The sequence below is a fragment of the Natronobacterium gregoryi SP2 genome, assembly GCF_000230715.2.
In the GTDB taxonomy this organism is placed as follows: domain Archaea; phylum Halobacteriota; class Halobacteria; order Halobacteriales; family Natrialbaceae; genus Natronobacterium; species Natronobacterium gregoryi.
Window position 1 is genome coordinate 3,329,164 of sequence record NC_019792.1, and the last position, 13,740, is coordinate 3,342,903.

Here is a 13,740-nt window from a genome sequence, read left to right on the forward strand (position 1 = left end):
TCGTAGTACGACTCGCCGTCGAGTCCGTCGTACGCTCGAAGTGAGCCACAGTTCTTGTGAGCACTGATTCCTCGTGAACGAGGGCTGTCGCGCCGACGATCGTCTCACCGATTCCGATCGCTCGACCGATCGCTGTAAGCCGTCCGTCGAACACGTCGGCATGCGCGGCGAGTCGACCCGCGAGCCGTTCGACGAGAATCGGGCCGAGCGTCTTCTGTGACCCTCTCTCAGCGACGAAAAGAGCGAGTAGCCCGCGACGACGGGATGATCGTCGACACGGCGTGCGCCGGGACTCCCCCCGTTTTACTTCCGGTCCGGTGTCCAAACCCTCATTATCGGGGCGGGCCTCCCACCGATCGATGACTCCTCGAGCCGGTGTCACCGTGCTCGCTCTCAGACCGTCGGCGATCGCAGATCGTCCGGTTGCAACGCTCGAGGACCTCGTAGCGACGCTCGAGCCGGACACCGTCTGGGTGTTCGGCCCCGAGCGCGATCCGCAGGCATTCGCGCGGGCGAGGAGCGTCTTCGACGCCCCGGCCGTCCATCCGCCCCTCGAGACCGCGGGGGACGGCCCACTGGCTCGGCGGGTGCTCGAGCCGGCCTCACCGGACGACGGCAACGGCTCATCCCTGGAGATCGCCGTCACGCCCGGAACGAGGGCGCTACGAGCGGAGCCGGACGCCACCTCGAGAACGCTCCGGGACGGAATCGCGGCACTGGTCTGTGACAACGTGACGACAGTGACGCGGCCGACGACCCTCGAGACGCACCTCGACGGTGCAGCGGCACTCGCGGAGGCGCTTCCCGCAGGCGCGGTGACGACCGTCCTGACGGGTAGCGAGCCCGCGGGTTACGACGCGGTGTGGCACCTCGAGTCGGAGACAGGAGCCGTTCGGGACATCGATCACGAGACGGTCGGCGGCGTCGAACCGCTGGCTGAGGACTGCGTCTCAGTACGCGTCCGAGGCGCGGGTCCGACGGAAGGATACGACGACCGGGGGTCGATCGCGACCCTGACGTTGACGTCCGCTGGCATCGCCGGCGTCGACACCTACGACGTGACCGATTTCGGGCTCGAGGCCGTTACCGGAATCGGGCCGAAGACGGCGGATCGACTCGCCAACCGGGGAGTAACCACCCGCACAGACCTGCTCGAGACCTCGAGCGCGACCCTCACGGACCTTCCGGGCGTCGGCCGTGAACGTGCTCGGACGATACACCAGCACGCTCGGGTCCTCGAGACGGGCGAACCGCGGCGACTGACCGACGCGTCGCTGCCCGGTGCGGACTGGTACGAGCCACCGCTGTGTCTCGACATCGAGACCGACGGCCTCTCGCCGACGATCATCTGGCAGATCGGTATCTACGACCCCGCGACCGACGACTACCGGGCCTTCGTCGAACGTGACGATCCGAGCGATCCGGCGTCGGTGCTCGAGGCCTTCTGCGACTGGCTGTTCGGCATGCACCCGAACCGGGCGCTGCTCACTTGGAACGGCTGGGGGTTCGACTACCGGCATCTCGGCGCGTTCGTCTCGAAACACGTCCCCTACTACGCCGAGGAGTGGGAATCGATTCCCAAACTCGACCTCTATCTGTGGGCCGTAAACAACGAGCACGCCCTGCTTCCCGGCCGAACGAACGAACTCGCGGTCGTCGCCGACGCGCTCGGCTACGACGACGCAGACACCGGGCTCGACGGCGCTGCCACGGCCGCGGCCTACCAGCAGTTCATGCGCACCGGCGACGCCCTCGCGTGGGATCGCCACGAGGCCTACTGCGAGGACGACTGTCGGGCGCTGTGGCACGTCTACGAGTGCCTGCGAGACGCGCCACAGGCGTCGTCGGCTGGCTCGAGCAGCGGCGACTCGAGCCGCGAGAGAACAGCTACCACATCAGCGAACGGAGAAGCAGATCGAGGGACGCCGACGAGCGATCGCTCGAGTTCACCGACCGAGGAGACCGAACAGACCGGATTGAGCGACTTCTGACGACGAGCAACTTCGACTTCCCGATCATGAGCGAACCCGAACCCGAGACACGGACGGACGTGCCGATCACCGGCGAGGAGCTGGTCGAGAGCTTTCCCAGGTATCACGACCCCGACGACGTTACCGTCCTCGAGTTGCCGGGTCGAGCAGCCCAAACAGTGCCCGCCGCGGAGGGCCTGCGTTCGGAACTCGCGGGGCCGCTCGCACACGACCTCTACACCCACCAGGCCGAGGCGCTCGAGGCACTCACCGACGGCGAGAACGTCTGCGTCGCGACGAGTACGTCCTCGGGAAAAACTCGGATTTACGCCCTCCAGATCGCGAGGAACTACCTCGAGGCGCAAGCACGCGGGATCGAGTCGACTGCGTATCTGCTCTATCCGACGAAGGCCCTCTCCCGTGATCAGGAAGGCGCGCTGAACGACCTGTTCGACGACCTCGGGCTCGAGATCACGGTGCGGGTCTACGACGGCGATACCGAACGCGGCGAGAACCGGCGACAGATCCGCGAGGAGGCCGACGTGATCATCACGAACTTCGCGGGCGTCAACACCTACCTGCACGATCACGACCGCTGGGCGCGTTTTCTCTCGGCCTGCGATCTGGTCGTCATCGACGAGTCCCACACCTACACCGGCGTCCACGGCATGCACGTTGCCTGGATCGTTCGGCGGCTAAAACGCGTCCTCGAGTACTACGACGCCGATCCTGGGTTCGTGCTCACGAGTGCGACGATCGGTAACCCCGGTGACCACTCCGCGGCGCTGATCGACGAACCCGTGACGGTCGTCGACGAGGACGGCTCGCCGCGGGGGCCGCGGGATCTGGTACTCTGGAACCCGCCGCCACGGGACCGAGAGCGAGAACACGACGAGCGCGACGAGTGGCGGGAGGAGAACACGGAACCGGACGAAGACGGTGCGACCACCACGGATGCCATCGCCGAACGCGTCCCCGCCACCGTCGACGCCCCACGCGTGCTCTCGCATCTGACCTATCACAACGTCCAGACGCTGCTGTTTTCCCCCTCGAGAAAGCTCGCGGAACTCTCGGTCAAGCGGGCGTCGAAACACCGCCACGACAACGCCAGCTACTACGTCAATCCGGATCGGGGAAGCGCGATCGAACCCTATCACGCCGGCCACTCCCGACAGAAACGCCACGGAACCGAACACCAGCTCCGGAACGGGCTGCTCGACGGCGTCGCCTCGACGACCGCCCTCGAGTTGGGCATCGACATCGGTGCGATGGACGCCACCGTGCAGTTAGGGTATCCCGGTCAGCGACAGTCGTTCTGGCAGCAGATTGGCCGCGCAGGTCGCGGCCGGAGTCGGGCGCTCTCCGCGCTTGTCGCCGAGCACCGCACCCTCGACCAGTACGTCGTCTCGAATCCCGACTACCTGCTCGAGAACGACGTCGAGGACGCGGTCGTCGACGTCGACAACGACGCGGTTTTCGCCCAGCATCTGCGGTGTGCCGCGGATGAACTCGCCGTTGGCGAGACCGATGCCGGAACCTTCGCCGAGCGCGACCGCCTCAAGCGGGCGATCGAGATGTGGCGACGTGCCGGCCAGTTGCGGGGCTACCTCGAGACAGGCGTCTCCTACGTGGGGCCACCTCGGCCCCAGCAGTCCGTCTCGCTGTACGCGACGACGGGCGAGGAGTACGAGGTCCGACTCGCGGAGGGCGTCGACGACGGACACGATCCGGAGATGGAACCGCTCGCGAAGGAACGCGTCCTGCGAGACTTCCACGAGGGTGCGGTCCGCCTCCACCAGGGGAAACAGTACGAGGTCGTCGATGTCGATCACGACGCGCCACAGCCAACTGTAACACTGCAACCGACGGACGTCGACTACTACACCCGCTCCCGGACCGACGTGACGGTGCTCGATGCCGTCTCCGAGCGCTCGCGGGAAGTTGGCGACTTTACCCTGCACTTCGGCCAGGGTCGGGTCCTCGTCTATCACGGCACCTACGACCAGGTCGCGATCCACGGCGGCCAGAAGCAGAAACAGGCGATTCCGACCGAGAACCCACCGCTTGCGATGGAGACGCAACTCTGCTGGCTCGAGGTGCCCCAGGAGGTCGAACGCGCGTTGATCGAGAAGTACCGCGACTTCTCGGTCCCGGAACTCGAGGACGGCTTCGCGGGGACGGCCCACCTCGGCTACGCCGGTGGACTCCACGCCGCCGAACACGCGACCATCGGTGTCGCGCCACTCGAGTTGATGGTCGACAAGCGGGATCTGGGCGGGCTGGCGACGCTGACGATCGACTCGCACCTCGACCAGGACGAGCCGACCGAGGACAAGGCCGGGTTCGGAACGCCAGCCGACGACGGCGACACCCCGCAGAACATCGCAGCGGCCGAGGCGACCGTCCGCGAAATCGCAATGGGTCTCGAGCGACCACCGGCCAGCGGCTGGTTCATCTACGACGGCGTCGAGGGCGGCCTCGGATTCGCGCGAGCGATCTACGAGAACTTCGAGGCCGTCGCCCGCCGGGCGCGGCACCTCATCGCGGACTGTGACTGTGGCGATCCGGGTGGTTGTCCCGCCTGCGTAATGGACGACCAGTGTGGCAACGACAACCAGCCCCTGCACCGGGGTGCGGCTGTCGACGTTCTGGATCAACTGCTCGGCAACGAAGATCGGAGCGCGCTCGAGGCACACCTGCCAGACGAGGAGTACGGTGGCGACCGACGACCGCCGCTGTTTTACGCCTGATCGAGGCGCTAATGCCCCTTCCTCAGCGAGCGCCGAAGGCGCGAGCAGGGAGGGGATACAGCGTCCCCAGAAATCTTTGATTTCTGGTGTGCGAACGAGACGCTTCGCGTCTCGTCAACGCCGCACGAGTTTCTTGCACTTTTCTACAGCAGGCCCGCAGGCCCACGCTATCGACAGATTGATGAGTATCTACTTCGTAGATACACTCAATGGATCGGTACGAGGTCGAAGGGCACGAAGTCCTCAAAGCCGAAGTCAAACCGACCGGAAACGGTGCGCACATCTACGTCCCGAAAGCGTGGACTGGCGCAACTGTCAAAGTCGTCCGTGTCACCGATCCAACCGACGAAGACGAGTAGACTATGCGCTACAACTACAGGTATCGGCTCAACCCAACTGACGAACTCCACGAACGGTTAGCGTGGACGGTCGATACTTGCCGACAAGTCTACAATCACTTCCTGCACCGACTCAACCGAGAGGACGGCACAACCGCCTACTCCGAGCAGTCGGTCCTTCCCGATCTCAAACGCGAGTGGACCGAGCTGAAGCAAGTCCATTCGAAGGTGTTGCAGAAGGTCGTACAGCGACTGTACGATAATCTCTCGACGCTGCAGGGGCGGAAGGACAACGGCTACCCCGTTGGCGAACTCAAGTGGAAAGGCCCGCAGGAATATTGTTCGATCAAGTACAGCCAAACCGGCTTCGAACTCAAAAACACGAGTGGCCGTACTGTGCTTTCCCTTTCCAAAATCGGCGATATTCCGATGGTCTACCACCGCGACGTTCCCGACGACGCTACGATCAAAGAAATCGTCGTCAAGCAAGAACCAACCGGCGAGTGGTTTGCCGTCCTTGGGATCGAAACCGAGGACGAAGCACCAGAGAAACCCAAGAAAATCGAGGATTGTGCCGGGATCGACGTGGGCATCCTGAAGTACGCTCACGACACCGACGGCACCGCTGTCGAACGTCCCGACTTGTCCGACGAACGCGACCGGTTGGAACGCGAGCAACGCAAACTCTCACGGAAAGAACACGGATCGGCGAACTACCGCAAGCAACAGCGAGTCGTCGCCAAACGTCACGCCGACCTGCAACAGAAGCGCCAAGACTTCCTTCACAAACTCTCGAACCACTACGCTCGAGAGTACGACCTCGTTGCAGTCGAAGACCTCGACGCGAAGGGGCTGATGGAACTCCCGTCGAACAGCCGCAACCGTGCCGGAGCAGCGTGGGGGACATTTTTGCGGATGCTCGAGTACAAATGCGAACGCGAAGGAACGCATTTCGTGGCCGTCGATCCGGACGAGACGACCAAAGAGTGCGCGGCCTGCGGTGCCGAGTCAGACAAGCCGTTGTGGGTCCGCGAACACTCCTGTCCTTCCTGTGGCTTCACGGCTGACAGAGACTGGAACGCGGCCTACAACATCTTGGTGCGCGGACTAAAGCAAGTAGGGACGGGCTGTCCCGAATCAACGTCCTCAGAATCGAAAGATTCTGATGGGCTGCGAAAATCGGCAGACGATTTTCGAACGCCTGCGGAGACTGCGCTCCCTACGGGAACCGATTCGGTTCCTGCAAAGCGCGTCGTGGAAACAGGAAGCCCCATCTGCTCACGGGCGCGAAGCGCCCGTTCGCATGGTCCGTGAGACCTTCGGCCTCACGCTACCCTCAAGGAGCGAGCGGCGCAAGCCGCGAGCGAGTAGGGTGGGGAGGAGGTCACTGTGCTGATCGACTCGATTCCGTCGCCTAGCCAACACATATTTAGCTGATATATCCCCACCCCAGTCCGAGAGGTTCCCATACGAGGTCGTTGCCACGGTGACGAACGGGCCACAGCAGATCGACAGCGCCCCAGACACGGCCGGGCGAGGACAGCCCACGCCGGACTCGAGCGCGAACGAATCGGCCCTCGACCTGGCGGACGGTATGCGAATCCTGCCGACGTATCGACCCCGCTGGCCTCGGAACGTGTCGAAAACGTTTCGGCTCCTCGTCGGCGAGCGTACGAAGAATCTCCGTCCGGATCTCGTTGCCGAGCGCCTGAAACGCGTCGCTGGACGGCTCGACCGTCACTCCGTCCGGCTCGTCGGTCAGACAGAACGTCTGTCTCGGGACAGCTAAAAGCCCTCGCGTCGCGGTAGTATGCGACAACTGACCGCTGTCACTACGGCTTTTCGTACTCGACCTCGAGTTGGTCGAAGAGGAACGACCAGGTGTCGAGTCGCTCCTCGACGATCATCCAGGTCGGTTTGCCGGTGCCGTGGCCGGTGTCACGGTTCGTCTTGCAGAGGAAGAGACTGCCCTCGGCGATCGACTGCATGCGTGGGCCATCTTCCAGGCGTGAACGGGATGGACCCGCGTGTCGTCTTCGGCCGTTGTCAACTTCCCCACCCGACTTCGCTCAGTCTGACGACTTCGCTCGTTGAGGGTGGGGGTTGTCCGTGTCCTCGACCTCGAACCCGTCCGGGTGGACGGTAAATCCGCCACTCGGTGTCACCGTTCCAGAGTTCAGGGCAAGTTGACTGTTGCCCGTCCGCCGAGACGACTGTTGGCCTCGGCAGACGTACCGCATACCGATTTTCTTCGCCGCGTTGTAGTCTGCGTTCGCTTCTGACTCGCACTTCTGACAGCAAAAATCGTTTCGAGCCAGGCGATTCTCGTCGGCTGTGAAGCCACACTCGGCACACCGTTTCGACGTGTACGCTGAACCCACCTGCTGCACCATGATACCGTTCGCTTCGGCTTTGTACTCGACTTGTTCGTACAGCGTTCGGAACGCCCACTTGTGGCCCCACGACGCACCCGTGCGGTCGGGGATGTGGGTCAGGTCTTCGAACGCGATCACAGCACACTCGTCTCGGAGTGTTTCGTCTACGATGGGCGGGGCTGCCGGAAACGGCTTCGGCGTCCGAGACCTGAGCGGCTAGCTCGATTCAGCGAGGGAATCCCCGCCGTTCACGGCGCGGAAGACGTCACGTCCAGGGCTCCGGATCGATCGCGTGGTCCGGTTTCTCTCCCGCGAGTGCCTGCTCGAGTTGGCGAGCGATCGTCCGGTTCAGATCGTCGTGAGCCTCGAGCGACTGCCACCCACTGTGGGGGGTGATGACGACGTTTTCGAGACCTCGGAGTGGCGTCTCCCCTGGGGGCTCTTCCTCGAGGACGTCGAGACCGGCGGCTGCGATTTCCCGGTTCTCCAGGGCCACTGCGAGGGCGTCTTCGTCGACGATGCCGCCGCGACCGACGTTCACGAGAACGGCGTGTTCGGCCATTTGTTCGAACGCGTCGGCGTCGACGAGTCCACGTGTTTCCTCGGTCAATGGCGCGTGGATCGAGACCGCGTCGGACGCCGCGAGTAGTTCCGGAAAGTCGACGAGTTGGCCGCCGTACTCCTCGACTACTTCCTCGTCGACGTACGGGTCGTAGACGAGCAGGTCGAGATCGAAGCCGTCGACGTGGTCGACGAGTCGACGAGCGATCCGGCCGAAGGAGACGAGCCCGAGGGTCGAACCGGTGACTCGCCGGACTGGACGCTCGGTCTCCCAGCTCCACTCACCGCGTCGAACGTCGCGGTCGGCGGCCGGAATCCGCCGTCGACACGCGAGGAGGAGACTCAACGCGTGGGTCGCGACCTCGTCAGTGCAGTAATCGGGGGCATTCGTAACGTGGACGTCGTGGTCTGCTGCCGCGCCAACGTCGACGTTGTCGAACCCGGTTCCAGCCCGAGCGATCAACTGCAGGCTGCCGGCCCCCTCGAGGGCGTTGGCGGTCACCGGCGTGTGGACGTCGACGACGAGTGCGTCGGCGTCGGCTGCGGCCTCGGCGACGGCCGCTTCGGTGTGTGTATCACGCACTTCGACGTCGACTCCTTTCGCTTCGAGCTCCGATCGCTGGAACTCGACGTCGACAAACGGCGTCTCGCTGATGATGACGTGTTCGTTCATAATTCAATAGTTTACTATTTTTGTACTCTATATTTGAGCGCGCTCTTCTTTAACTGTCCGGTCTGTTTTCGGATACCCGCAACGACACCGATCGTATCCACGAACGTGGTCACTGATCGCGCCGAAAAGAACAACCTTTACAGGTTCGTGAGTGTCGCTAGCCACCATGTCCGAGACGGTGCTCCTGATCGGTGGCGGCGGTCGAGAGCACGCCATTGCGCGTGCCCTGAAAGACAGCGACGACGACCTTTATGCCTGTGCCGGCAACCGAAACCCCGGTATCGACCGGATTGCCGACGGGTTCGAAACGCTCGAGACGACCGACCCCGACGCAGTCGTCGACTACGCCGAGTCAGTCGGCGCAACGATCGGCGTCGTCGGCCCTGAGTCACCGCTCGAAGCCGGCGTCGCAGACGCCCTCGAGGAGGCTGGCATCTACGCCTTCGGCCCCAAGGAAGAAGACGCCCGCATCGAGACGGACAAGGCCTTCCAGCGGCGCTTCATGCAGGAAAACGACGTTCCGGGCTGTCCGGACTTCGAGACCTTCGACGACGTGGAGGCCGCCTGCGAGTTCATCGACGAGTACGACGGCGACCTTGCGATTAAGCCCGCCGGTCTCACTGGCGGCAAGGGCGTCAGAGTCATCGGCGACCAGGTCACCCCCGAGGAGGGGAAAGCGTACATCCGCGAGTCCGACTACGACCGGATCGTCCTCGAGGAACGGCTGATCGGCGAGGAGTTTACGATCCAGGCGTTCGTCGCCAACGAGACGCTCGAAACCGCACCCGCCGTCCAGGACCACAAGCGCGCCTACGAAGGCGACGCCGGACCGAACACCGGCGGAATGGGCAGTTACTCCGACGCGACGACCCACCTCCCGTTCATGACCGAAGCCGACTACGAGGCGGCCGTCTCGATCATCGAGGCGACCGTCGACGCCCTCGACGAGTATCGTGGCATCCTCTACGGTCAGTTCATGCTCACCGCCGACGGCCCGAAGGTCGTCGAGTTCAACGCCCGCTTTGGCGATCCCGAAGCGATGAACACGCTGCCCGTCCTCGAGACGGACTTCCTCGACGTGCTCACCGCCGCCCGCGACGGTGAACCGATTCCGAAACTCGAGTTCACCGACCGGGCGACGGTCTGCAAGTACGCTGTCCCCGAAGGATACCCGACGGACCCTGCTGCGGGAGCGAAAGTCGAGGTCGACGAAGAGAGCGCCGGCGACGCCTTGCTTTACTACGCCAGTGTTGACGAACGCGACGACGGCATCTACACGACGACTTCGCGTGCGTTCGCAGTCGTCGGTGTCGCGGATTCGATCACCGAGGCAGAAGAGATCGCCGAAGACGCGCTCGCGGTCGCCGGCGACGAGGGACTGCACGTTCGCCACGACATCGGGACACCCGACCTCGTCCAGCAACGGATCGATCACGTGAACACCCTCCGCGACGAGTAGCTACTCCTCTGGATCGAAGAACTCGTCCGCCTCCTCGATCGACGACTCGAGGTCCGCCACGTCAATCGCCGGCCCCAGTTCGCCCCCGGCGACAGCATCGCCGCGCAGTTCGATATCCGTCACCGCCTCGAGTCCCTCGTTGCGGACCGCAGACGTGATCGAGTCGGCGTCGGACAGCGACCGCAGCGTTCGTTGCACGACGACGTAGCCCGCCAGTGCCACGCCACCCGAGGCGACCGCACATGGAACCGTATCGCTTGTAGCCGAACGTGACTGCCTTCTTGCCGACCGTGTAGACACCGAGCATCGTGGCTCGAGGGAGCGAGAGGATCGAAAAGAACAGTCAGCTTTCGTCCGACGACCCGGGCTGTTACGCGAGGTCTGCGTCGACGGCGTCGATCGCCTCGAACAGCAATGCCAACGCGAGGTCTATCTCGCGTTCGGTGACGTCAAGCGGCGGCAGCAGTCGCAGCGTCTTGTGCCCACACCCAAGCATAAGTAGCCCACGCTCGAACGCGGCTTCGACGACCGCCTCGCGCCGATCTTTGGTGTCGAACTCAATGGCAATCATGAGTCCGCGACCACGGACGTCGACCAGTTCCGTCCGGTCCTCGACGGCGTCCTCGAGTCGGCTGTGCAGTTGCTCGCCCCGATTGCGGGCGTTTGCGAGCAGATCCTGTTCGTGGATCACGTCGAACGTGAGCGCGCCCTGCATCGAGGCGACGACGTCACCGGCACCCCAGGTCGAGGAGAGTCGGCTCTTCTCCTCGGGGAAAACGTCGGACCGCGAGATGGTCGCGCCGACACGGAGCCCCTTCCCGGCCGAGATGACATCCGGCGTGAGATCGAGGTGGTCGACGCCCCACATCTCGCCGGTCCGGCCGAGTCCGGACTGGATTTCGTCGACGATCACCGTCAGATCGTACTCCTCGCGGAGGTCCTCGAGGTCGCGCGCGAATCTGGGGTGGGCAGGTCGGTAACCGCCCTCGCCCTGGATGGGCTCTAAGATCAGATACGCGACTTCGTCGGAATCGATTACGCCTTGTTCGTCGTGGAGTTTGTCGGCGACGACGTTGCCGCCGGGGCCGTCGGTCAGCCAGCGACGTTCGTACTCCGCTTCGGTCGTCGGGTAGGGGACGCTGACGATTCCGGGAACTTCGGGGAATCCCCGCCGATGGACGGACTTCGATCGGTTGAGCGAGAGCGCACCGAGCGTGCGACCGTGGAACGCACCCTCGGTGGTGAACCCGCGGTGACCACCCGACGCGTAACAGATCTTGATCGCGTTCTCGACCGCTTCAGCGCCGGAATTCGAGAGAAAGACCCGATCCATGTCGTAGTGGTCGGTCGCGTCGACGAGTCGCTCCATCAACTGGCTCGGCCCCGGAAGATCGGGATCGGAAGGCGAGCCACCGGCACTGACGTAGAAGTCCTGGCCCGCGATCTTGAGCGGATCGATCAAGTCGAACTCCTCGAGTCGCTTGCGGAGGACGGGATTGTTGTAGCCGAGTGGGGCGGCGGCGACGTGGCTCGTGAAGTCCATCAAGACGTTTCCGTCGACGTCAGTACAGAACGGACCGACCGCGTCGGCGGTCGTATCCCAAACGAACTCGTACACGTAGGTACTCGGTGCGGCGAATTCGTGGTGGTAGTCGACCCACTGTTTTGCTCGCTCGCCCGGTACCGTCTCGACGGTCGGCTCGATCGTCTCTCGGTCCATACCCACACTTCGCTCCGGGGGATTAAAAGAATACGAGATTAGTTCGTCTAGATGACCAGAACGACGGACGCGACGGCACCACCGAGTAACAAAGCCGCACTGTATGCCGCGACTTGATTCCGGAAAACCTGATTCGCCGACGTCGTCGTCAACAACGCCTTGACGACGATACTCGAGACCGTCGCCAGCAAGATTCCGATCGTCGCTTCGGCCGGTCCCAACTGACCGCCGCGATAGAGAACGACCGCCGACGTGGTCGCACCCGCACTCGAGACAAAGCCGCTTGCAACGGCGGTCGCGTAGAAGCCGAGCGCGCCGAACCACTCCTCGGACAGTGACCCGAACACGAGCACGACCAGGAAGACCGCACCGAACGCGAGCGCGTTTTTCATCGAGAACGGGCTCTCGAGGTCTATCGGTCCGGACTCGCTCCAGTCGGCGGTTGCGCCAGCAATGACGAACGCGACCAGAATGACCGCTCCGAGCGGAACGATTGCCTCGACGAGCAGCGACTGATCACCCCCGATAGTGAACCCGACCGCGATGGCGAGGTTTCGTGCAGCCATCGCAGCGTTTGCAAGCAGAATCGCGGCGACGGCGTAGGACGCCGACTCCGGACGCTGGTTGACGTGATCGAGCATCGTGCCGACGACGGCAGTCGAAGACGCCAGGCCACCGAAAAAACCCGTCACTGCGATTCCGCGCCCGCCGTACGTCGAGACAATCGCGTAGTTGACGATCCCGATCCCTGCGACGGCGACGACCATGAACCAGATGACCTGGGGCTCGAGTTCGAGAGTGATCGTTCCAAACTGGAGGACGTACTCCGCCGGCAACAGCGGGTAGACGACGAACGCGAGGATGCCGAACTCGGTCGTCGCACGCATCTCCTGTCTGGAGAACCCCCAGGCGAACTCGTGGAGCTCGCGCTTGAGGACGAGCAACAGCGACGAGAGAACGGCGACGGTCACACCCTCGATGATAAACTCCGCTGCGACGAGCGCGCCGACCCCGTAAGCCACGAGCATCGAAACCGACGTCGTCAGTGAGAGTCCGGTCTCCTCGTCGGCGCTCAACAAACCCTGGACCGCGAGCAACACCCCCTGGACGATTACGAGCAACCCCCCCAACACCAGCAGGCTCTCGCCGACGGCCGTCTCGAGGACGAGAATCGTAAAGACCGCTGCGAGAAGACTGATCAGCGAGAACGTCCGGATGCCGGCCGACTTCTGCGACCACTCGCGTTCCAGCCCGAGGAACATTCCGAGCGCGCCCGCAAGAGCAATCCGGACGACCGTCTCCTCGAGCGGGGCGTCGACGATCTGCAGCGTGACCTCGATCACTGACGGCTATTCACCGTGGTCGCACATAAGCGCCGTGCCAGGTTCAGCGGACGGAGAACGGCACAGCGTCGAGGATCGAAAGAGACGAACAGACGGAAAGTACGGTACGTCTACGCCGAGAAGACGTCGTCGGTCTCGAGCACCTACAGGTCGACGTACTGGGCTTCCCACTCACGGCGTGCCTCGAGTTCGCGCTGGCCGCGTCGAGTAAGCGTGTAGAAGTTCGTTCGACGGTCGCGGCGTCCTTTCTCGACGAGTCCCTTGTCGACCAGGGTGTCGAGATTGGGGTAAAGGCGGCCGTGATGGATCTCTTTCTCGTAGTACTCCTCTAGCTCTTCTTTGATCGCCAATCCGTGGGGTTCCTCTTCGCCAGCGATGACGTAGAGGAGGTCACGCTGGAATCCTGTCAGGTCGTACATTGGGAAAGTACCACTCGTACTTACTGTCGAATTTTAATAAGGCTATCGGGTCAGTTCGATCGGAGACGGACTGTCGACTTCGACAGAGGCCCATACCGACTCCATCCGAATGATAACACCCATGACTGATTG

12 protein-coding genes and 1 pseudogene are annotated in these 13,740 nt (G+C 63.4%); 6 read left to right on the plus strand and 7 right to left on the minus strand.

The genetic code is table 11. The annotated features are described in order from the left end of the window. The first annotated feature begins 73 nt into the window (after positions 1 to 73). The 5 genes from NATGR_RS20110 (at position 74) to NATGR_RS16350 (ending at position 6,372) form a co-directional block, all read left to right on the plus strand. Positions 74 to 220 (plus strand): hypothetical protein, encoded by a 147-nt coding sequence (locus tag NATGR_RS20110; RefSeq protein ID WP_175488603.1) that lies wholly within the window; start codon positions 74 to 76, stop codon positions 218 to 220. Positions 221 to 359: 139 nt separating this feature from the next. Beyond that, positions 360 to 1,991 (plus strand): ribonuclease H-like domain-containing protein, encoded by a 1,632-nt coding sequence (locus tag NATGR_RS16340; protein ID WP_005576866.1) that lies wholly within the window; start codon positions 360 to 362, stop codon positions 1,989 to 1,991. A gap of 26 nt (positions 1,992 to 2,017) precedes the next feature. Beyond that, positions 2,018 to 4,720, plus strand: coding sequence for a DEAD/DEAH box helicase (locus NATGR_RS16345; RefSeq protein ID WP_005576864.1), 2,703 nt, complete (start codon positions 2,018 to 2,020; stop codon positions 4,718 to 4,720). A gap of 209 nt (positions 4,721 to 4,929) precedes the next feature. After that, positions 4,930 to 5,079, plus strand: a complete 150-nt coding sequence (locus NATGR_RS19675) for a DUF2080 family transposase-associated protein (RefSeq protein WP_015233475.1) — start codon at positions 4,930 to 4,932, stop codon at positions 5,077 to 5,079. A 3-nt stretch (positions 5,080 to 5,082) separates the two neighbouring features. After that, on the plus strand, positions 5,083 to 6,372 hold the full coding sequence (locus tag NATGR_RS16350) for an RNA-guided endonuclease InsQ/TnpB family protein (RefSeq protein ID WP_015233823.1): 1,290 nt from the start codon (positions 5,083 to 5,085) through the stop codon (positions 6,370 to 6,372). A gap of 518 nt (positions 6,373 to 6,890) precedes the next feature. Here the strand turns inward: NATGR_RS16350 and NATGR_RS19060 are convergent. From NATGR_RS19060 to NATGR_RS16365, 3 genes and pseudogenes are all read right to left on the minus strand, one after another. After that, complete coding sequence (locus NATGR_RS19060) at positions 6,891 to 7,046, minus strand: hypothetical protein (RefSeq protein ID WP_005576856.1); 156 nt, start codon at positions 7,044 to 7,046, stop codon at positions 6,891 to 6,893. An 81-nt stretch (positions 7,047 to 7,127) separates the two neighbouring features. Further along, a pseudogene (locus NATGR_RS16360) lies at positions 7,128 to 7,616 on the minus strand (zinc ribbon domain-containing protein); the annotation flags it as partial. Positions 7,617 to 7,698: 82 nt separating this feature from the next. Next, entirely contained in the window at positions 7,699 to 8,667 is a 969-nt protein-coding gene (locus tag NATGR_RS16365) for a C-terminal binding protein (protein WP_005576852.1), read from the minus strand. 166 nt (positions 8,668 to 8,833) lie between these two features. Here NATGR_RS16365 and purD point away from each other — a divergent pair, with 166 nt between their 5' ends. Further along, positions 8,834 to 10,126 (plus strand): phosphoribosylamine--glycine ligase, encoded by a 1,293-nt coding sequence (gene purD / locus NATGR_RS16370; protein ID WP_005576850.1) that lies wholly within the window; start codon positions 8,834 to 8,836, stop codon positions 10,124 to 10,126. Here purD and NATGR_RS16375 read toward each other — a convergent pair whose 3' ends face one another. The 4 genes from NATGR_RS16375 to NATGR_RS16390 form a co-directional block, all read right to left on the minus strand. Further along, complete coding sequence (locus NATGR_RS16375) at positions 10,127 to 10,348, minus strand: hypothetical protein (RefSeq protein WP_005576848.1); 222 nt, start codon at positions 10,346 to 10,348, stop codon at positions 10,127 to 10,129. Positions 10,349 to 10,496: 148 nt separating this feature from the next. Further along, the gene (locus NATGR_RS16380) at positions 10,497 to 11,846 is read right to left on the minus strand and encodes an aminotransferase class III-fold pyridoxal phosphate-dependent enzyme (protein WP_005576846.1); all 1,350 of its coding nucleotides are present in this window, start codon (positions 11,844 to 11,846) and stop codon (positions 10,497 to 10,499) included. Positions 11,847 to 11,893: 47 nt separating this feature from the next. Beyond that, on the minus strand, positions 11,894 to 13,189 hold the full coding sequence (locus NATGR_RS16385; RefSeq protein ID WP_005576844.1) for an MgtC/SapB family protein: 1,296 nt from the start codon (positions 13,187 to 13,189) through the stop codon (positions 11,894 to 11,896). A gap of 143 nt (positions 13,190 to 13,332) precedes the next feature. Further along, positions 13,333 to 13,608: a PadR family transcriptional regulator gene (locus tag NATGR_RS16390; RefSeq protein ID WP_005576842.1), complete on the minus strand. Its 276-nt coding sequence runs from the start codon at positions 13,606 to 13,608 to the stop codon at positions 13,333 to 13,335. Positions 13,609 to 13,740: the final 132 nt, after the last annotated feature.

Coding starts and splice junctions, on each gene's coding strand:
- NATGR_RS16340 (WP_005576866.1), top strand. CDS start 360: ATGACTCCTCGAGCCGGTGTCACCGTGCTCGCTCTCAGACCGTCGGCG.
- NATGR_RS16345 (WP_005576864.1), top strand. CDS start 2,018: ATGAGCGAACCCGAACCCGAGACACGGACGGACGTGCCGATCACCGGC.
- NATGR_RS19675 (WP_015233475.1), top strand. CDS start 4,930: ATGGATCGGTACGAGGTCGAAGGGCACGAAGTCCTCAAAGCCGAAGTC.
- NATGR_RS16350 (WP_015233823.1), top strand. CDS start 5,083: ATGCGCTACAACTACAGGTATCGGCTCAACCCAACTGACGAACTCCAC.
- NATGR_RS19060 (WP_005576856.1), bottom strand. CDS start 7,046: ATGCAGTCGATCGCCGAGGGCAGTCTCTTCCTCTGCAAGACGAACCGT.
- NATGR_RS16365 (WP_005576852.1), bottom strand. CDS start 8,667: ATGAACGAACACGTCATCATCAGCGAGACGCCGTTTGTCGACGTCGAG.
- purD (WP_005576850.1), top strand. CDS start 8,834: ATGTCCGAGACGGTGCTCCTGATCGGTGGCGGCGGTCGAGAGCACGCC.
- NATGR_RS16380 (WP_005576846.1), bottom strand. CDS start 11,846: ATGGACCGAGAGACGATCGAGCCGACCGTCGAGACGGTACCGGGCGAG.
- NATGR_RS16390 (WP_005576842.1), bottom strand. CDS start 13,608: ATGTACGACCTGACAGGATTCCAGCGTGACCTCCTCTACGTCATCGCT.